The 17829-nt window shown below is 71.9% G+C and carries 19 protein-coding genes; 5 read left to right on the top strand and 14 right to left on the bottom strand.

The features are described from left to right. Positions 1–179 precede the first annotated feature (179 nt). From FB388_RS38775 to FB388_RS38790, 4 genes are all read right to left on the bottom strand, one after another. Positions 180–1181 (bottom strand): LacI family DNA-binding transcriptional regulator, encoded by a 1002-nt coding sequence (locus FB388_RS38775; RefSeq protein WP_142107587.1) that lies wholly within the window; start codon positions 1179–1181, stop codon positions 180–182. 23 nt (positions 1182–1204) lie between these two features. Continuing rightward, complete coding sequence (locus FB388_RS38780; RefSeq protein WP_142107588.1) at positions 1205–2125, bottom strand: carbohydrate ABC transporter permease; 921 nt, start codon at positions 2123–2125, stop codon at positions 1205–1207. A gap of 37 nt (positions 2126–2162) precedes the next feature. Continuing rightward, positions 2163–3128, bottom strand: coding sequence for a carbohydrate ABC transporter permease (locus FB388_RS38785; RefSeq protein ID WP_211362484.1), 966 nt, complete (start codon positions 3126–3128; stop codon positions 2163–2165). A gap of 102 nt (positions 3129–3230) precedes the next feature. Next, positions 3231–4640, bottom strand: coding sequence for an ABC transporter substrate-binding protein (locus FB388_RS38790; protein ID WP_142107589.1), 1410 nt, complete (start codon positions 4638–4640; stop codon positions 3231–3233). 253 nt (positions 4641–4893) lie between these two features. Between FB388_RS38790 and FB388_RS38795 the strand changes: the two genes are divergently transcribed. Then, positions 4894–5979, top strand: coding sequence for an ABC transporter ATP-binding protein (locus FB388_RS38795; protein ID WP_142107590.1), 1086 nt, complete (start codon positions 4894–4896; stop codon positions 5977–5979). A gap of 55 nt (positions 5980–6034) precedes the next feature. Here the strand turns inward: FB388_RS38795 and FB388_RS38800 are convergent, their stop codons facing one another. The 3 genes from FB388_RS38800 to FB388_RS38810 all read right to left on the bottom strand — a co-directional run bounded on the left by FB388_RS38800 (position 6035) and on the right by FB388_RS38810 (position 9935). Then, positions 6035–7081, bottom strand: a complete 1047-nt coding sequence (locus tag FB388_RS38800; RefSeq protein WP_142107591.1) for a GNAT family N-acetyltransferase — start codon at positions 7079–7081, stop codon at positions 6035–6037. Positions 7082–7153: 72 nt separating this feature from the next. Beyond that, positions 7154–8998: a prolyl oligopeptidase family serine peptidase gene (locus FB388_RS38805; RefSeq protein ID WP_142107592.1), complete on the bottom strand. Its 1845-nt coding sequence runs from the start codon at positions 8996–8998 to the stop codon at positions 7154–7156. 7 nt (positions 8999–9005) lie between these two features. Next, positions 9006–9935 carry a cation diffusion facilitator family transporter gene (locus FB388_RS38810; protein WP_142107593.1) on the bottom strand — a complete coding sequence of 310 codons (930 nt, stop codon included), beginning with the start codon at positions 9933–9935 and terminating at the stop codon, positions 9006–9008. Positions 9936–10011: 76 nt separating this feature from the next. On the opposite strand from FB388_RS38810, the gene FB388_RS38815 reads away from it, so the two are divergent. Beyond that, positions 10012–10464, top strand: a complete 453-nt coding sequence (locus FB388_RS38815; protein WP_170226023.1) for a DUF1707 SHOCT-like domain-containing protein — start codon at positions 10012–10014, stop codon at positions 10462–10464. A gap of 4 nt (positions 10465–10468) precedes the next feature. Here the strand turns inward: FB388_RS38815 and FB388_RS38820 are convergent, their stop codons facing one another. After that, positions 10469–11233 carry an SDR family NAD(P)-dependent oxidoreductase gene (locus FB388_RS38820; protein WP_142107595.1) on the bottom strand — a complete coding sequence of 255 codons (765 nt, stop codon included), beginning with the start codon at positions 11231–11233 and terminating at the stop codon, positions 10469–10471. After that, complete coding sequence (locus tag FB388_RS38825; RefSeq protein WP_425468613.1) at positions 11230–11607, bottom strand: VOC family protein; 378 nt, start codon at positions 11605–11607, stop codon at positions 11230–11232. The genes FB388_RS38820 and FB388_RS38825 overlap by 4 nt, the downstream gene beginning before the upstream one ends. Positions 11608–11823: 216 nt before the next feature. On the opposite strand from FB388_RS38825, the gene FB388_RS38830 reads away from it, so the two are divergent. Then, a complete protein-coding gene (locus tag FB388_RS38830; RefSeq protein ID WP_142107821.1) occupies positions 11824–12993 on the top strand; it encodes a Cmx/CmrA family chloramphenicol efflux MFS transporter in 1170 nt (389 codons plus the stop codon). Here the strand turns inward: FB388_RS38830 and FB388_RS41005 are convergent. After that, complete coding sequence (locus FB388_RS41005; RefSeq protein WP_281290532.1) at positions 12968–13093, bottom strand: hypothetical protein; 126 nt, start codon at positions 13091–13093, stop codon at positions 12968–12970. The two genes, FB388_RS38830 and FB388_RS41005, sit on opposite strands and share 26 nt — an antisense overlap. Positions 13094–13183: 90 nt before the next feature. Next, a complete protein-coding gene (gene soxR / locus FB388_RS38835) occupies positions 13184–13672 on the bottom strand; it encodes a redox-sensitive transcriptional activator SoxR (RefSeq protein WP_142107596.1) in 489 nt (162 codons plus the stop codon). A gap of 54 nt (positions 13673–13726) precedes the next feature. On the opposite strand from soxR, the gene FB388_RS38840 reads away from it, so the two are divergent. Next, on the top strand, positions 13727–15250 hold the full coding sequence (locus tag FB388_RS38840; protein WP_142107597.1) for an MFS transporter: 1524 nt from the start codon (positions 13727–13729) through the stop codon (positions 15248–15250). Between the two features lie 8 nt (positions 15251–15258). Here FB388_RS38840 and FB388_RS38845 read toward each other — a convergent pair whose 3' ends face one another. From FB388_RS38845 to FB388_RS38855, 3 genes are all read right to left on the bottom strand, one after another. Next, positions 15259–15882: a maleylpyruvate isomerase family mycothiol-dependent enzyme gene (locus FB388_RS38845; protein ID WP_142107598.1), complete on the bottom strand. Its 624-nt coding sequence runs from the start codon at positions 15880–15882 to the stop codon at positions 15259–15261. Between the two features lie 82 nt (positions 15883–15964). Then, on the bottom strand, positions 15965–16483 hold the full coding sequence (locus tag FB388_RS38850; RefSeq protein WP_142107599.1) for an ATP-binding protein: 519 nt from the start codon (positions 16481–16483) through the stop codon (positions 15965–15967). A 48-nt stretch (positions 16484–16531) separates the two neighbouring features. After that, positions 16532–16960 carry an anti-sigma factor antagonist gene (locus tag FB388_RS38855; RefSeq protein WP_142107822.1) on the bottom strand — a complete coding sequence of 143 codons (429 nt, stop codon included), beginning with the start codon at positions 16958–16960 and terminating at the stop codon, positions 16532–16534. A 250-nt stretch (positions 16961–17210) separates the two neighbouring features. Here FB388_RS38855 and FB388_RS38860 point away from each other — a divergent pair, with 250 nt between their 5' ends. Next, positions 17211–17828: a dihydrofolate reductase family protein gene (locus tag FB388_RS38860; RefSeq protein ID WP_142107600.1), complete on the top strand. Its 618-nt coding sequence runs from the start codon at positions 17211–17213 to the stop codon at positions 17826–17828. Position 17829 lies beyond the last annotated feature (1 nt).

A 17829-nucleotide genomic window follows, 5' to 3' on the forward strand; every position in this document is an offset into this window, starting at 1 on the left:
CGCGCGTCATGGCCCGCGCCAGGGCCCTGACGGTGGTCTGGAAATGATCAGAGGCGCGTGATCGGTCCGACATTCGCCGCAGGGCCCCTCCGGGGGCAGGCGGCGTCACGTCGCAAGGATCATCGCCCTCGCGGGCGCCATGGCGCCCCCGTCACGCGCCGACCTCCCGGGCGAGGCACCTAGCCGGGCGCCGGGCCGGTGGTGCCCCGCACCACCAGCTCGGTCGGCACCTTGACAGCGGGCAGGGGCCGCTCCGGGTCGGTGAGCGCCGTGAGGATCATCTCGGCCGCGAGCACCCCCTGCGCGACGACGGGCTGGGCCACGGTCGTCAGGTCCATGAGCTCCGCCATCTCGTGGTCGTCGATGCCGATCACCGACACGTCCTCCGGCACGCGGAACCCGGCGCGCCGCGCCGCCTGCACCGCACCCATCGCCATCTCGTCGGACGCGGCGAAGAGTGCCGTCGGGGGGTCGGGTAGCGCGAGCAGCCGCACCGCCGCGGCGTACCCGCCGCCGACCGTGAACCCGCCGACGGCCTCGAGCCCGCTCGTGTCGGGCAGGCCCACCGCGGCGAGCTCGGCGCGGTACCCGGTCCGCCGGTCGGCCGGCATCGCCGTGTGCAGGGGGTCGGCGCCACCGATGAACCCGATGCGCCGGTGGCCGAGCCCGAGCAGGTGTCGCACGGCGCAGCGCGCGGCGTCCGCGTCGTCGATGCGCACGCTCGCCCAGCCCGGCACGTCGGCGCCCACGATCGCGACCGGCCCACCAACTGCGGAGAGCGCCGCGGCCTCCTCGGCCGTGGGATGCAGGCCGAGCACGAGCACCCCGTCCACCCGCTTGCGCAGCAACGTGCCCGAGAACGCGCGACGCCGCTCGTGGGCGTCCGTGCCGAGGCTGTAGAGCAGCAGGTCGTACCCGGCCATGCGCAACCGCTCCTCGGCGCTGTGCACGATCGCCGCGAAGTACCAGCGGTTCACGAACGGCGCGACCACGCCGATCGCGTTCGTCTGGCCGCTCGCGAGGCTCGCCGCGCTCGGCGACGCCACGTACCGCAGCTCGGCGGCCGCGGCGAGCACGCGCTGCCGGGTGGCCTCCGAGACCCGGGGCAGCCCGTGCAGCGCGCGCGAGACGGTCGCGATGGAGACCCCCGCTGCCTCCGCGACGTCCTTGATCGTGCTCACGGCGGACCCCGGTGGCTCTCGGGTCAGCCCTTGACGCTGCCGGCCAGCAGGCCGCGGACGAAGTAGCGCTGCAACGCGAGGAAGACGACCAGTGGAACGACGATCGCGACGAACGCGCCCGGCGCGAGGAGGTACCAGTTGGAGCCCCGCTCGCCGGCCAGGTTGGCGAGGCGGACGGTCAGCGGCGCCACGTCGAGCGTGCCGCCTGCGAAGACGAGGGCGACGAGCAGGTCGTTCCAGACCCACAGGAACTGGAAGACCGCGAACGCGGCGATGGCCGGCTTCATCAGCGGCACCATGATCGTGGTGAAGATCCGGACGTGGCCCGCGCCGTCCACGCGCGCCGCCTCCACCAGCTCCGCCGGGATCTCCCGCATCGAGTTGTGCAGCAGGAAGATCGCGAGCGGCAGCGCGAACGTGGAGTGCGCGATCCAGACCGTCCAGAACGTCCCGTTCAGCCCGGTGCCGACGAAGATCTCCAGCAGGGGAAGCAGTGCGACCTGCAACGGCACGATCTGCAACGCGAAGATCGCCACGAACAGCGTGTCGCGCATCGGGAACTTCGTCCACGCGAACCCGTACGCCGCCATCGTCGCCAGGATGATCGGGATCGCCACCGCGGGGATCGTGATCAGGATCGAGTTGGCGAAGAAGTCGATGAGCGGCTGGTTCCCGCCGAACAGCACCTCCGCGTAGTTGTCGAATGTGATGTTCGGGTTGGTGAAGAACGTCCACCACCCGGTGCGCTGGACGTCGCGTTCCGGCCGGAAGGAGGACAGGAACAGCCCGAACGTGGGGAGCGTCCACAGCACGGCGATCACGAGCGCGGCGATCGACGCCCACGGCGATGTGAGGCCCTTCTTCGCCGCGGCGGAGGGCGACGTCGCCGCGGCGACGATGTCGGACCCGGCGGCTGCGGTGTCCTCGGTGCTCAGGACGGTCATGACCGCGCCTCCGCTGGGAGGGGTACGTCGGCGCTCATCAAGCGTCCACCTTCCGCATCTGCCGCACGTTGTAGACGACGATCGGCACCACGAGGATGAAAAGGATCATGGCGAGAGCCGAACCCATGCCCAGGTCGGACAGCCGGAAGCTCTGCACGTAGAACTCGTTCGCCACCACGCTCGTGCCGAACTGGCCGCCGGTCATCGTGCGGACGATGTCGAAGACCTTCAGCACCGCGATGCTGATCGCGGTGACCACGACGACCACAGCGGGCCGGATGCTCGGCAGCGTGATGTAGAAGAACAGCCGCAGCCCGCCGACCCCGTCGAGCCGGGCCGCCTCGATGATGTCGCTCGGGATGGCCTTGATCGCGGCGGAGAGCACGGTCATCGCGAAGCCGGCCTGGATCCAGATCATCACGACGATCAGGAGCAGGTTGTTCCACGGCGTGGCCAGGATGAAGTTCATCGGCTCGAAGCCCAGCCACACGATGAACTGGTTCAGCAGCCCGATCTGCTGGATGTTCTGCTGGTTGGGCCGGTACTCGTACACGAACTTCCAGATGATCGCCGCGCCGACGAACGAGATCGCCATCGGCAGGAAGATCAGCGCCTTCGCGAACGCCTCGAACCGGGTGCGGTCCACGAGCACGGCGTAGACCAGGCCGATCGCCGTGGAGAGGATCGGGGTGATCACCACCCACAGCAGCGTGTTGCGCAGCACGACCACGAGGTCGGGCTGGGTGAAGATCCGGATGTAGTTGTCCAGCCCGACGAAGCCCGCGCTCCTCGCGTCGAGGAAGGACTGCACGACGGTGCGCGTTGCCGGGTAGAGCAGCCCGATGAGCAGGAGCAGGAGGGCGGGCGCTGTGAACGCGATGCCGGACACCAGGTCCGTCCGGCGGCCCCTCGCGCGGTTGGCGACGAGCAGGACCACGCCCATCACGGCGGCGAAGACAGCCACCGCGACCAGCAGTTGGAGCAGTTTGTCGAGCAGCGTCAAAGCCGGCTCACCTCCGAAGGGTCGCTTGATGGCCGAGAGAGGAGGCGCCGGGACGGACGGATCACGTCCGTCCCGGGCGCCGGGTACCGCTGATGCCCCCGCTTACGAGGAGGCGGGCCAGGACTCCTCGATGTAGGTGAGCGTGTCCGAGGTGTTCTGACCGGTGATCCAGTCCGTCATGCCGCGCCAGAACGACGCGGAGCCGACGGCCGCCGGCATCAGGTCGGAACCGTCGAACCGGAAGGTCTTGGACTCGTCCTGCAGGATCTCGGCCGAGAGCTTGTCGATCGGGTTGGACAGGTTGTTCGGGTCCAGCCCGGTGTTGGCGCTCAGCCAGCCGCTCTGCCCGAGCTCGCTACCGGCCTTCGCCTTCGCGTTGGCCCACTCCGGCGAGGACAGGTACGCCTGGAACGCCTGCACCTCGGGCCGGTCCGAGAACGCGGCGACGAACTCCGAGCCCACGAGGATCGTCTGCGGCTGCGCCGGGTTGATCGGCGGGAGCTCGAACGCGAACGCCTGCCCGTTCTCCGAGATGTCGGTGCCCTCGGGGAAGTTGGCCGCGTAGAAGTTGGCCTGGCGGTGCAGGTAGCAGGTGCCGTCGAGCAGCGGCAGGCCCCCGTCCTGGAACGTCGTGGTGGCGATCGAGGCGACGTCGCCGAGGCCACCGTTCACGTACTGCGGGTTCTTCAGGATCGAGCCGACGCGGTCGAGGGCCCTCACCACGCGCTGGTCGTTGAACGGGATGGCGTGCGAGACCCACTGGTCGTAGACCTCGGGGCCGTTCTCGCGCAGCATCACGTCCTCGAGCCAGTCGGTGAGCGGCCAGCCCGTGGCGTCACCGGAGGCGATACCCGCACACCACGGCTTGCCGCCGTCGGCGGTGATGCGGTTCGAGAGCGTCACCATCTCGTCCCACGTCTTCGGGACGGTGTAGCCCTTCGCGGCGAACGCCTGCGGCGAGTACCAGACGTAGGACTTGACGTTCGAGCCGAGCGGCGCGCCGTACAGGGTGCCGTCGACGCTGCCCGCCGCCTTGAAGGTCTCCGAGTAGTACTGGTCGACGTTCGCGACGACGGCCTGCGGCGCGGGCTTCACCGCGCCGGGGTTCTGCGTGACGAGCGTCTTCAGCAGGCCGGGCTGCGGGACGTAGGCGATGTCCGGCGGCGAGCCCGCCTGGACGCGCACCGGCAGCTGGGCCTCGAACTCCTTGGAGCCCTCGTAGACGATCTGCGCGCCGGTGCACTCCTCGAACGGCTTGTACGAGTTGATGTGCGGCTCGTCCTCGGGCGAGACGATCGAGGTGTAGATCGTGACCCGGGTGCCGGACAGGTCGCCGTACTGGGAGAACGCCGCACACTCGGGGTTCGAGGCGGCCGCGTTGCCGCCGCCACCTCCGGCGACGTTGCTGCCGCCGCATCCGGCGAGCACGAGGCTGAGACCCAGCGCGGCGCTGGCCACGGCCGTACCGCGGGACGGTCTCCGCAGGATCGATCCGGACTTCGGGGCTGGCATCGCACCCTCCGCGTCGATGGGGACGGAACGAGCAGGCCGCCCGCTCCATGAGACCGCGCCATGAAAACGTTTACGCATCTCCTCGGGCAAGAAGAGGCGGTTAACGATGCCGTAACTCCAACGCTGCGTAGTCAACTACTCGCTGTTCGTGTTGGGTCTTCTCCTTGGGACCCCTGCCATGGCAGGCTGCAAGCGCTTTACTCCCTCTCACTCGGATCGTCCGGCACGTTCCTGCCGGTGGAAGGAGCACAGCATGGCTGCTGTGACCTATGACAAGGCGACCCGCATCTACCCGGGGTCCACCAAGCCCGCGGTCGACCAGCTCGACCTGGAGGTCGCCGACGGGGAGTTCCTCGTCCTGGTCGGACCGTCCGGATGCGGCAAGTCCACGTCCCTGCGGATGCTCGCGGGACTCGAGGACATCGACCAGGGCTCCATCCACATCGGTGGTCGTGACGTCACGCGCGTCCCGCCGAAGGACCGCGACATCGCGATGGTCTTCCAGAACTACGCGCTGTACCCGCACATGACCGTGGCCGAGAACATGGGCTTCGCTCTCAAGATCGCGGGCAAGCCGAAGTCGGAGATCCAGCAGCGGGTGCAGGAAGCCGCGAAGATCCTCGACCTCGAGGACTACCTCGAGCGCCGCCCGAAGGCCCTCTCCGGTGGTCAGCGCCAGCGCGTCGCGATGGGCCGGGCGATCGTGCGCCAGCCCCAGGTGTTCTGCATGGACGAGCCGCTGTCCAACCTGGACGCCAAGCTGCGCGTCTCCACCCGCACCCAGATCGCCTCGCTGCAGCGTCGGCTCGGCATCACCACGGTCTACGTCACCCACGACCAGACCGAGGCCATGACGATGGGCGACCGCGTCGCCGTGCTGAAGGACGGGCTCCTGCAGCAGGTCGACACGCCGCGCGCGATGTACGACAAGCCGGCCAACGTCTTCGTCGCGGGCTTCATCGGCTCTCCCGCCATGAACCTGCTCCAGGTCGAGCTGGACGGCGACACCCTGCACTTCGGCGGCGCCGAGACCCACATCCCGCGCTCGGCGATCGAGGAGGTCGGGTCCACCCGCTCGATCACCGTCGGCGTGCGGCCCGAGGACATGGAGCCCGTGAGCGCCGGGGCCGGTCTGGCCACCGAGGTGGACGTCGTCGAGGAGCTCGGGGCCGACGCGTACGTCTACGGCACCACCGAGGTCGGCGGCGAGCGTCGCGCGATCATCGCCCGCGTCGACGGCCGCACGCCGCCCGACAAGGGCTCGGTGCTGCACTTCGCGCCGCGCGAGGGTCACCTGCACCTGTTCGCGGGCGACACCGGCGAGCGCATCGACATCTGATCACCCAACTGCCGAACGTGGCCCCGGGACCTCCTGGTTCCGGGGCCGCGTCGTGTCAGCCCACCGGAGTGGGCAGGGCGGCCCGCAGCCGCACCTCGGTGCCGACGATCGCGGCCGCCGGGCGCAACCCGGCCCGGCGCAGCAGGCGGGTGATGCCGACGTCGTCCGGGCGCGCGCAGCCGACGAGCTCGGCGAGGCCGCGCTCCGTGGCGACCTCCGCGAGGTGGCGCAGCAGCGCCGTGCCGAGCCCCCGGCCCTGCCACGCGTCCTCGACCAGCACGGCGGCCCGCGCCGATCCGGCGGAGCCCGGCTCCGGATCGAGGTTCGCGATGCCGACGGCGCTGCCACCGTCGGCGGTGACGGCCAGCACGGCGTGCAGTGCGGTGGGGGAGGCGGACGGGCCGAGCAACGCGCCCAGCTCGTCGGACTGCAGCCGGGGCGCCGGCGTGAGGTAGCGGGAACGCCGCGATGCCGGCGAGCAGCGGGCGTGCAGCGCGGCCACCAGCGGGCCGTCACCCGGCTCGGCGGCGCGCAGCCGCACCTCCGAGCCGTCCCGCAGCTGCAGGGCGCGATCGGCGCCGACGCTGCGGATCGGGGTTCGCATCGCGAGCTGCGTGGCGAGCTCCAGCAGCGCCGCGGCCCGCGAGAGCTCGGTGGCCGTGAACGGCCACGGGCGGCCGACGTGGATCTGCTGGGTACCGCCGCGCAGCGTGTGCACGTGCCCCGACGGCTGCGCGGCCGGGTCGATCAGGCGGGCACGCAGCATGGTGGCCACCGCGCTCGGTGCGCTGCCCGGGTCGGCCACCACCATCCGCGCGAGCGCCAGCGCCGTGGTGGCCGGGTCGGACAGCTCCGTGGCATCGGCGCGCACCAGCAGCGTGCACGGGATCCCGGCGGCCGCGACCGCATCGACCAGCGCCGCGGCCTCGACGCTTTCGGGCACCTGGACCAGCAGCTCGTCGGTGACCGCTCCGTCGTCGGTCGGTTCGCCGACGACGTGCAGGGAGAGGATGTTGCATCCGGCTCCGCCGACCGCGGTGGCCAACCCGCCGAGTCGACCGGGACGGTCCTCCAGCTCGACGTGCATCCGCCACAGCGCCATGCAGCCAGCGTCCCCCCGACTTGTTTCCGATCCGCTACCGATGGGTGACAGCCCGTTGCGCAGGACGGCCGATCAGGCCAGGGCCCGGCGGGCGAACCCGATCTCCGTCGCCACGTGGCGGAGCGTCTCGTCCACCACGAGGCTCCCGTGGCCCGCGTCGAAGCGGCTCACCTCGTACCGCACGTCGCCGCGGGCGGCGAGGGCGTCCAGGTAGTTGTTCACCTGCCGGATCGGGCAGCGCGGGTCGTTCTCGCCGGCCAGCACGAGCACCGGCACGCGCACGCGGTCGACGTAGGTGAGCGGTGACGCGTCCCGGTACGCCTCGGGGCGCTCGGCGGGCGAACCTCCGAAGAGGGCGCGGTCGAACGCCCGCAGCTGCTCCATCTCGTCGGCGTAGGCGGCGAGGTAGTCGGCCACCGGCACGCCCGCGATGCCGGCCGCCCAGCGGTCCGGCTGGGTGCCGAGGGCCAGCAGCGCGAGGTAGCCGCCCCACGACCAGCCCTCCACCACGCAACGCCCCCGGTCCACCAGGCCGTCGGCCACGCACCGGTCGTACACGGCGGCGACGTCCTCCAGCTCGGTCAGCCCCGGCCGGCCTTCGATGGCGTCCCGCCACACCGAGCCGTAGCCGGTCGAGCCGCGGTAGTTGACCTCGACCACCACGAAGCCGGCGTCCACCCACGCCGCCCGGCCCGCGCTGAACCGGTCCTCGTCGGCGGCGTGCGGGCCACCGTGCAGCGCGAACACGGCCGGCGCCGGGCCGTCGACATGAGTGGGACGGGCGACGAGGGCGTGCACCCGGCCGCCCGGGCCCTCCACCCACAGGTCCTCGACCGGCACCGAGCCCGGGGCGCGCGCTCCCGGCGGGGCGACGAGCACGCGGTCGGTGCCGTCCGGGTGCAGCGCCCGCACCGTCGAGGGCTCCGCGGCCGACGAGCACGTGTACTCGACCGTGCCGTCCGGGCGGACCTCGGCCGAGCCCACGCAGCCGGGTGCCACCGGCAGCTCCGCCAGCTCTGCGGAATCCAGGGCGTAGCGGTACAGCCGCGTGCGGGCCGCCGCCGTGTGCCAGACGAGCAGGTTCCGTCCGTCCGGGTGGAAGTCGGCGTAGACCTCGCCCGGCAGGTCGAGCGTGATCTCGCGCTCGGTGTCGGCGAGCACGTCCCACAGCAGCAGCTCCTCGCGGCCGTGGCGCTCGTGCAGCAGCAGGAGCCGGCCGTCCCCGCGGATCGGGGCGAACGTCAGCGGGGTGAGCCCCTTCCCGGGCCCGTCCGACTTCTCGGCCACGAGCCCGCCGTCGGACACGCGCACGACCCGCACCGCGGGGTGCCGCGAGTCCCCGTGCTCGGAGTGGCTGATCGCGAGCAGCGTCTCGTCGTCCGACAGCGCGCCGACGCCTGCGTCCTCCGCGTGCTGGTAGACGACCTCCGCCGGGCCGTCGCCGCGGCGCAGCCAGATCTTCGTGCCGTCGTCGGTGGAGGTCCCCGCGGCCACCACCGACCGCCCGATCTCCAGCCCCGCCGGGTAGCCGTCCTCGACGGCGGGGAGCGCAGGCTCGGGCGCGGCCGTCGCGCGGCGGCCGGCGAACGGTTCGCGCACCCAGTGCCCGAACTCGTCGCCGTCGGTGTCGGCGAACCACCAGACCGTCGCGCCGTCGGGCGGGAGCGTGGCGATGTGGGTGCCGCTGCGCCGGTCGGTGATGCGACGGTGCTGGTCGGTCACCCGATCCCAGACGTACACCTCAGTCGTCCCACTGGCGTTCGAGGTGTAGACGCACCGGTCCGGTGCGTCGCGCGCCCACGCCGGGCGCGACATCCGCGGCGCCGTGAACCGGGCGCGCCAGCGCTCCTCGCGCTCGTCGTCGAAGAGCCGGTGGGGAACGGGGGCGACGGGGTGCTCGGTCACCCCCGGGATCATGCCGCAGCTACCAGCGGAGTTCGGCACAACCGGTACGGGAACCGGGTGGCTCGACCTGCACGGTGAAGTGTGCGAGCTGGTGGCGCTCGGTGAGCAGCCGCTGCGCGGACGTCAGCACCTTCGCCGGGTCGCAGCCGGCTCCGACGGTGAGGTGGGCCGATCCCACCTCCATGCCGGACGTCAGCGTCCAGACGTGGACGTCGTGGACGTCCTGCACGCCGTCGAGCGCGCCCAGCTCGGCGCGGACGGCCGCGACGTCGACGTGCGCCGGTGCGGCCTGCACCAGGATGCGGACGGCCTGCCGGCCGAGCGACCACGTCCGCGGCAGGATGAACAGCCCGATCCCGATCGCGACGATCGGGTCGGCGTAGCGCCAGCCGAACAGCAGGGTGACCAGGCCGGCGACGAGCACGCCGACGGAGCCGAGGGTGTCGGCGATGACCTCCAGGTAGGCGCCCCGGATGTTGAGGCTCTCCTGCGCGCCCTTCCGCAGCAGGGCGAACACGAAGAGGTTCGCGGCGAGGCCGGCGAGCGCGGTGAGCACCACGGGCAGGCCCGGCACCTCGGGCGGGTCGGCGAAGCGCTGGACGGCCTCGAGGAGCACCCAGCCGGCCACCCCGAACAGCAGCACGGCGTTGGCCAGGGCGGCCAGGACCTCGGCCCGGTAGAGACCGAACGTGCGCCGGTCGTTGGTGCGCGCCGCGCGGGCTGCCGCGATGGCGGCGAGCGCCATGCCCATCCCGAGCACGTCGGTGAAGTTGTGCCCCGCGTCGGACAGCAGGGCGAGCGACGAGGTCGTGAGACCCACGACGACCTGCAGGACGAGGGAGGCGACGAGCACCCCCAGTGAGATCGCGAGACGCCGCATGTGCCGCCCCGATGCGCTCGTGGCAGCTGCGGGGTCGATCCCGTGCCCGTGTCCGTGGCCCGCACCCATGGCGCCGAACATATGCGGAACTACGCATAGGTGCAATGTGACGCTCGGTCGGGTGACGGTCTGCCATGATTCGCCCGTGAGCGAGCTCACCGATGGACCCAGCAGGGAGCCGGTGCGACCCGAGGACATGCGCATCTCGGACGTGGAGCGGCGCGAGGTGCAGAACCGGCTCCAGCGGGCCCACGACATCGGCCAGCTGGACCTCGGGGAGTTCGACGACCGGGTCAGGTCCGTCTGGTCCGCCCGGACGCGGGGCGAGCTCGCCCGCGTCACCGCCGACCTCCCTGCACCCCCGCCCGAGCCCGGCCGCAGGCAGGTGTTCTCCGACACCGGCGGCGGCATCGCGATGCGGGTGCTCACGATCGTCTGGGGCAGCCTCGCCGCCGTCAACCTGGTGGTGTGGGGGCTGCTGGAGCTGACGATGGACTGGTCCCTGCACCCGTGGTGGATCTGGGTGGCGGTGCCGCCCGGCATCGCGCTCGCGGTGCTCTACATCGCGGGGATCGGCCGCCCGCCCCGCGACCGCTGATCGGTCAGCCCGGCACGCTCCCGCCGTTGACCGTCAGCCACGCCCCGTTCACGAACGACGCGTCCTCCGAGACCAGGTACGCAACCGCACCCGCCACGTCATCGGGCACACCGAGCCGGTTCACGGGAACCCGTGCGGCGTACTCCTCGAGGTCCGTGGGCGAGGCGTCCAGATGCCGCTCCACCGGGATCCAGCCCGGCGCGACCGTGTTGACGGTGATGCCGAACGGGCCGAGCTCGGCCGCCCACATCCGCGCCAGCGCGAGCTGCGCCGACTTCGCGGTGACGTAGGCGGTGCTGCCCTTCGGCAGGCCGCGCACCGAGTCGGACCCGATGTGGACGATCCGCCCCCACCCCGATGCCCGCATGTCCGGCAGCACGGATCCGAGCAGGAGCACCGGGCTCTTGACGAAGAAGTCCAGCTGGGCGCGCATGTCCGGCCAGCGCACCTCCCCGGCCGGGATCGCCGGCTGCGGCCCCGTGGCGTTCAGGACGAGCACCCCGACCGGCCCGAGGTCACCCCGCACGTCCTCGACCATGCTCGCGGCCTCGTGCTCGTCGGTGATGTCCGCCCGGTACGCGCGTGCGACGCCGCCCGTCGCGCGGATGCCCTCCGCCACCGCCTCCGCCGCGGCCCCGGACGAGGCGTAGTTCACCGCCACGGGATGACCCGCCGCGGCGAGCCGGGCGGCGATCGCCGCACCGAGACCTCGCGACGCGCCGGTCACGAGGGCGACCGGCCGGGCTCGTGCGCTCCCGGGAGTCGTCACTCCTTCACGAAGAAGCAGAACGGGTGACCGACCGGGTCCAGCAGGACCCGCACGTTCTCCTGCGGCTGGAACTCCGCGAGCGTGGCACCCGCTTCGATCGCGTGCGCGACGGCCCGCTCGAGGTCGTCGACCTCGATGTCCAGGTGCAGCTGCATCTGCTGCCGCTCCCGTTCCGACGGCCAGGTGGGGCGCTCGTACAGCTCCTCCAGCTGGAACGAGAGGCCCGACCCTCCGCCGGGCGGGCGGAGCGTGACCCAGGTGGGGTCGTCCTGCACCACCGGCCAGCCGAACAGCTGCTGGTAGAAGCGCGCGAGGGCGCGGGGATCCGGGGCGTCGAGCACGGTGGCGGTCAGCGTCAGCGCGGGTCGCTCCACCCGGCGCAGTATGCCGCTGGCGCGGATCTTCCGCAGGGCACTAGGCTCGCGATCATGTCGAGCCCCGAGGCGTCCAGAGCCTGACCACCGGTCGATCGGTGGTTCTCCCCTTCGGGCGAGTCTTCTCCATCTCCTGCACTCCCGCTCCGTTCGACCGGTCCGGATCTCACCGACCTCGTCGACATCGCCATGGAGCGCGCTGTGCACCAACCGTCCTTGCCGCCTGTCGTCCCCCTGCTCGGGACAGCGGTCTTCGCCCAGGGAACATCCGAGTTCATGGTGGCCGGCCTCGTGCCGGACATCGCATCGGAGATGTCCGTCTCGATCCCGGCCGCCGGCCTGCTGACCTCCGCGTTCGCGGTCGGCATGGCGGTCGGAGCGCCGTTGATGGCGCTGCTCGCCATGCGCTGGCCACGCAGGCTCGCGCTCGCCGCCTTCCTCGTGGCGTTCGTGCTCGCGCACGTCGTCGCGGCCCTGACGGGCAGCTTCGAGGTGCTGGTCGCCACCCGGGTGGTGGGGGCGCTCGCGAACGCCGGGTTCCTCGCCGTCGGGCTGGCCACCGTGACGAGCATCGTCCCGGCCGACGCGAAGGGGCGCGCCCTCGCGGTGCTGCTCGCCGGCACCACGATCGCCTGCGTGGCCGGGGTCCCCGGCGGGGCCGTCCTCGGCGGCCTGTGGGGGTGGCGCTCGGCCTTCTGGGCCGTCGCGCTGCTCTGCATCCCCGCGCTCGTCGCGGTGCTGACCTCGGTGCCGAGGGACCATGCCGGGACGACCCCGCCGAGCGCGCGCGGCGAGCTGCGGGCGCTGCGGCGGCCGCAGCTGCTGGTGGTGCTGCTGCTCGGCGCGCTGGTCAACGGCGCGACGTTCTGCTCGTTCACCTTCCTCGCCCCGGTGCTCACCGACGTGTCCGGGATCGCCGCCGGGTGGGTTCCCGCGATGCTCGCCCTGTTCGGGGGCGGGGCGTTCCTCGGCGTCCGGCTCGCCGCCCGCTGGTCCGACACCCGGCCCGGACCGGTGCTCGCGCTCGGAGGCACCGTGCTCGCCGTCGGATGGGCCGCGTTCGCGCTGACGGCGGGCAACGCCGTGGCGGCGGTCGTGCTCGTCCCGCTGATGGGGACGCTCGCGTTCGCGGTGGGGGGCACGCTCATCGCCCGCGTGCTCTACGCCGCCTCGGGTGCGCCGAACCTCGCGGGGAGTTTCGCGACGGCGTCGTTGAACATCGGCGCTGCCGTCGGGCCGTGGATCGGGGGGATCGTGATCGGGGCCGGGCTCGACCTGAGCTCGCCGCTGTGGGTGAGCGCGGCCCTCGTCGCCGCCGCGCTCGCGATCGTGGTGCTCGAGCGCGCGGCGGGGCCGTGGGTTACTCCCCGGACCTCTTGTCCATGATGCGGGTGATCATCGCCAGAACCACGATGAGCAGCAGGACGGCGGGAAGGAAGATCGTGACCGTCCAGTAGTCCAGGATCCAGTCGTAGGGCGTTTCCATGTGCCATTCCTCCGCGCGGGAAGCTGCTGATCCTCCCCGACGGTAGCAACTTCGCCGTCCGGCGCTCTCAGTGGATCCGCAGGTTGTGCCTCACCGGGGTGGCCGGGTCTGGTCCTCCTCCTCGCGGACGGCCCGCGTGAACAGGCGGCGCGGGCCTCTGCCCCGCGCCCCGAGCCGGTCATCGCGGTTGCGCAGCAGGCACCGGTCGAGCGAGAGGCAGCCGCAGCCGATGCAGTCGGCGAGGCTGTTGCGGAGCCGGACGAGCTGGTCGATCCGCGTGTTGAGCTCGTCGCACCACACGGCTGACAGTCGGGCCCAGTCCTCCCGGTCGGGCGTGCGGCCGTCCGGCAGCGTGGCGAACGCCTCCTTGACCACCCGCAGCGGGATACCGACCCGCTGGGCCACGCGGATCACGGCGACCCGCCGCAGCGTCTCCCGGGGGTAGCGGCGCTGGTTGCCACCGGTGCGGCGGCTCGAGATGAGGCCCTTCTCCTCGTAGAAGTGCAGCGCGCTCACGGCGACGCCCGAGCGGGCCGCGACCTGGCCGACGGTGAGCTCGGGAGGTGGGGTGTCGGTCACCCGACGAGACTAGCTCCTTGACCTCAACCATGCCTGAGGTTTGAGGCTGGAGGAATGACCGACGACACCACGACGCAGGCCGGGGCGCGCGAGTGGATCGGCCTCGCCGTTCTCGCCCTCCCGGCCCTGCTCGCCTCCCTCGAGCTCACCGTGACGCACCTCGCGTTGCCCGCCATCGCCGCCGACCTGGGCGCCAGCAGCACGCAGCTGCTCTGGATCGTCGACATCTACGCGTTCCTGCTCGCCGCGGTGCTGATCCCCGTCGGCGCCCTCGGCGACCGCATCGGGCGGCGGCGCGTCCTGCTCATCGGGTCCGTCGGCTACGGCATCGCGTCCGTGCTCGCCGCGTACGCGCCGAGTCCCGAGCTGTTGATCGCCGCGCGGGCGCTGATGGGGGTCGCGGGCGCGACGCTCATGCCGTCGACGCTGTCGATCACCGCCGCGATGTTCCGCGACGCCCGGCAGCGCGCCGTGGCGATCGGGGTGATCATCGCCAGCGTCTCCGGCGGTACCGCGATCGGTCCGCTCGTGGGCGGCTGGCTGCTCGAGCACTTCTGGTGGGGGTCGGCCTTCCTGCTGGCCGCGCCCGTGATGGCAGCGCTGGTGGTCGCGGGCCCGCTCCTGCTCCCCGAGCACCGTGATCCGCGGTCGGGCCGGCTCGACGGGGCCAGCGTGGTGCTGGCGCTGCTCGCCGTGCTGCCGGTCGTGTACGGGCTCAAGCAGGTCGCGGCCGACGGGCTCTCAACGGTGCCGGTCGCGGCCGTGGTCGTCGGGATCGGAATGGCCGTGCAGTTCGTGCGTCGCCAGCGCAGGTTGGCCGACCCGCTGGTCGACCTCCGCCTCTTCTCCGACCGCGCGTTCCGCACCGCGGCCGCCACCTTGACGTTCGGGATCTTCGTGCTGTGGGGGTCGAACTACGCGATCGCCCAGTACCTGCAGCTCGTGGCGGGCCTGTCCCCGTTGAACGCGGGCCTGTGGACGGCCCCGTCCGCCGCCGGCGTGATCGCCGGGTCGCTCATCGCCCCACGCGTGGCGCGGCGCGTGCCGGCGCCGGTGGTGATCGGCGCGGGTCTCGTGGTGTCAGCGACCGGGTACCTGGTCCTGGCAACGGTCGTACCGACGGGCGACCTCGTGCGGCTCGTGGTGGGCGCGATCGTGGTGTCGGCGGGCCTGGGACCGATGATGGCGTTGGCCACGGACATGGTGGTAGGGGCAGCGCCGGCCGAGCGCGTCGGCGCCGCCGCCGCCATCTCGTCGACAGCACCGCAGATCGGCGGCGCCTTCGGCGTGGCCGTGCTCGGCAGCATCATCACGGCCGTCTACCGGGAGGCGATGGCAACCGCCGTACCGGTCGGCGTGCCGGACGAGGCCGCTGAAGCGGCCCGGGACAACCTCGGCACTGCGGCGGCGGTCGTCCGGCAACTGCCCGAGCCGCTCGCCGATCCGCTGCTGGCCGCCGCGCGTGCCGCCTTCACCTCAGGTTTCCACGTGACGGCGCTCGTGAGCGCCGCGCTGATGGTGCTCGTCGCGGCGCTGGTGCTGACCCTCCGCACCAGGCAAGGCGGGCATGCGGCGTGAGCGGGCGATCAGATCGCCGACCTCAGCGCGTCGACTCCCGGCCCGTCGAGGTCCTCCAGCGCCACCCGCCGCCGGGAGGCTGCCAGGAGCAGGGAGAGGGCCGCACCGGTCACCTCCGGCCCGTCGCCGATCGAGAGGTCTGCGTCCGTCGCCGTCAGCCGGACCAGCGCCACCAGCTCCTTGGCGCCGCCGAAGGACGCCGGGGTGGCGGCCTGGAGGCGAAGCGACCGGACGACCGCCTCCTGCGGGTAGGAGCGGGTGAGGCCCAAGGGCCGGCGGATGTCCTCGCCGTGGACGACCTCCTCGACGAGGCGGGTGTCGATGGGCGCCGGAGGGCGCGACGTGCGTGGTGCCACCCTGCGGAGCCGTTCCAAGGTCTCCTGCGGTGTGGCCCCGCGCTCGCGCTCCACCCCGCGGGCGTTCAGCCGATCGAAGTCGAACCCGGCCCGGGCCAGCGCGACCACGAAGCCGATGCGCGTCGTCCTGGCCGAGTCGACGAGATGCGCGACGACGTCGTGCACCGTCCACCCGGGGCAGAGCGAGGGCACTTCCCAGCTGCGTTCGTCGAGGCGCTCGAGGTCCTCGACGAGCGCTGCGCGTTCCGCGTGCACCAGCGGCCAGACATCTCCCACGATTTCTCCTCCACCCGGGACCAGAGCGTCCGACAGGTGAGTCGCGCGGAGCCGCGGAGATTCATCGCTCGCCCCGGTCGGGTCAGCGCGCCTCGGGCGAAGGTGGCGCGGCTCGGGTGACGAGCGTCAGGGTGGTGCCGCCCGCGTTGCCGTCGATGCTGAACCGGTCGGCGCAGGCGCGGATGATGCTGAGGCCGTGCCCGCGGAAGTGCGCAGGTCCGACCGGCTCACGCCAGCGCCCGTGGTCGCGAACGGTGAGCGCGATCCGGCGCCGGCCGCTCTCCTCGGCCAGCACCCGGGCCCGCACCTCCACGGTTGCCTCGGCGAGGTCCGGCCGAGCCTGCCCGGCGTGCACCCCGTAGCCGTGCTCGATGCTGTTGCTGACCGCCTCGCTGAGCGCGAGCACCAGGTCCTCGCTCTGCCCGTTCGGCCAGCGCAGGTCGCGCAACCACCGCTCGAACCGATCGCGCGCGATCGACGGTGCCACCAGTTCCGGGACCAGCTCGAAGTGGAGCTCTGCGGCCGCGACCGTCCGTGCTGCTCCGTCTGGTAGCGGCTGAGGTATGCCACCTGACCGCTCGTCCTGCTCAGATGGCGGCATCACGGTCCTTCGGCCTTTGTGCGGGGATCAGCGCTTGACTACTACCCGCTAGTTGAACGACTTACCACTGACGGCGTCCTCGATGTCGTGGTACAGGGCGAGGATCGCGTCATAGCCCGTGAGCTCGATCGGCCGCAGAACGGGGCGGTTGCTGTCGACCACCACGCGCAGCGGCTGGAACCCCGGCTTCGCGGACGCCTGCTCGGCACTCTCGGCCAGCACGTTCAGCCCCGGCGAACCGAAGAACTTCACGTCGGTGAGGTCGACGAGCACCGGGCGGCCGTCCGGGCGCTCCAGGGCAACTGCGACCGCGGCCCTCAGCCGGGGTGCGGTGAGGATGTCGACCGCGCCGCTGACGGCCACGACGACCGCGTCCGGCCGATCGATCCGCCGGACATCGATCAGCTGCTCCTGGCGCGGATACCCGGCCGTTGGCTCGCAACCGTCCGGTCGAAGCTCGTCACCAGCAGGCTTCATCACGCCGCGACCTTAGTGGGCCCGCTGTGCGTCCCGAATGCCCGTCCGACGTCACAGCGAAATCGTGTGGTGCGCAGCAAGGGAGAGCAACTCGTGAGACCGCTCCGATACTCGATCAACGTCACCTCGACGGCTGCTGCGGTCGCGCTGCGGAGGTGGCGGTCAGGTGCTGAACACGTGGCCGACACGGGTGCCTGCAGTGCCGCCCGTCCTTACGTTGGTGATCACCGAACGACGGATGGAGATTCACATGTCGGAGATCACGAGCGCTGGAGCGGCCCGCAAGGTCGGCGCCGAAGTGACGGTGTCGATGGACGGGTACAGCAGCACCGGACCCCAGGACGACATGAGCTGGGCCATGGAGCACATCACGAGCGGCCAGAGCGAGCTCTACTACGAAGGGATCTGGCGGGGCGTGAGCACCGCGCTGCTGGGCAGGACGAACTGGGAAGGCTTCACCTCCGTGTGGCCTGCGATCACGAACGACCCGACCAGCTCGGCCCGCACCCGTGATCTCGGGAACTGGCTGGCCACGGTAGAGAAGATCGTTTTCTCCTCGACCCTGGAGCAGGACGACCTCGAGAAGGCGGAATGGACCAACGCCCGGATTTCTCGCGATGCGGCAGCCGAGGTACGGGCCCTCAAGAGTGGACCGGGCCGGGACATCCTGGTCCTGAACAGCGCGAGCATCATCCGAACCCTGCTGGAGGAGGACCTGGTCGACGACCTCTACCTGACGGTGGTGCCGGCGACTCTCGGTGGTGGGCTTCGACCGCTCCCCGACGGCTACGCGTCCACATGGCAACTCGCCAGCGCGACGGCGTTCCCCTCATCCGGGGCGGTCGCACTGCACTACCAGCGCCCCTGAG

Origin of the sequence: Pseudonocardia cypriaca, assembly GCF_006717045.1 — a bacterium.
In the GTDB taxonomy this organism is placed as follows: domain Bacteria; phylum Actinomycetota; class Actinomycetes; order Mycobacteriales; family Pseudonocardiaceae; genus Pseudonocardia; species Pseudonocardia cypriaca.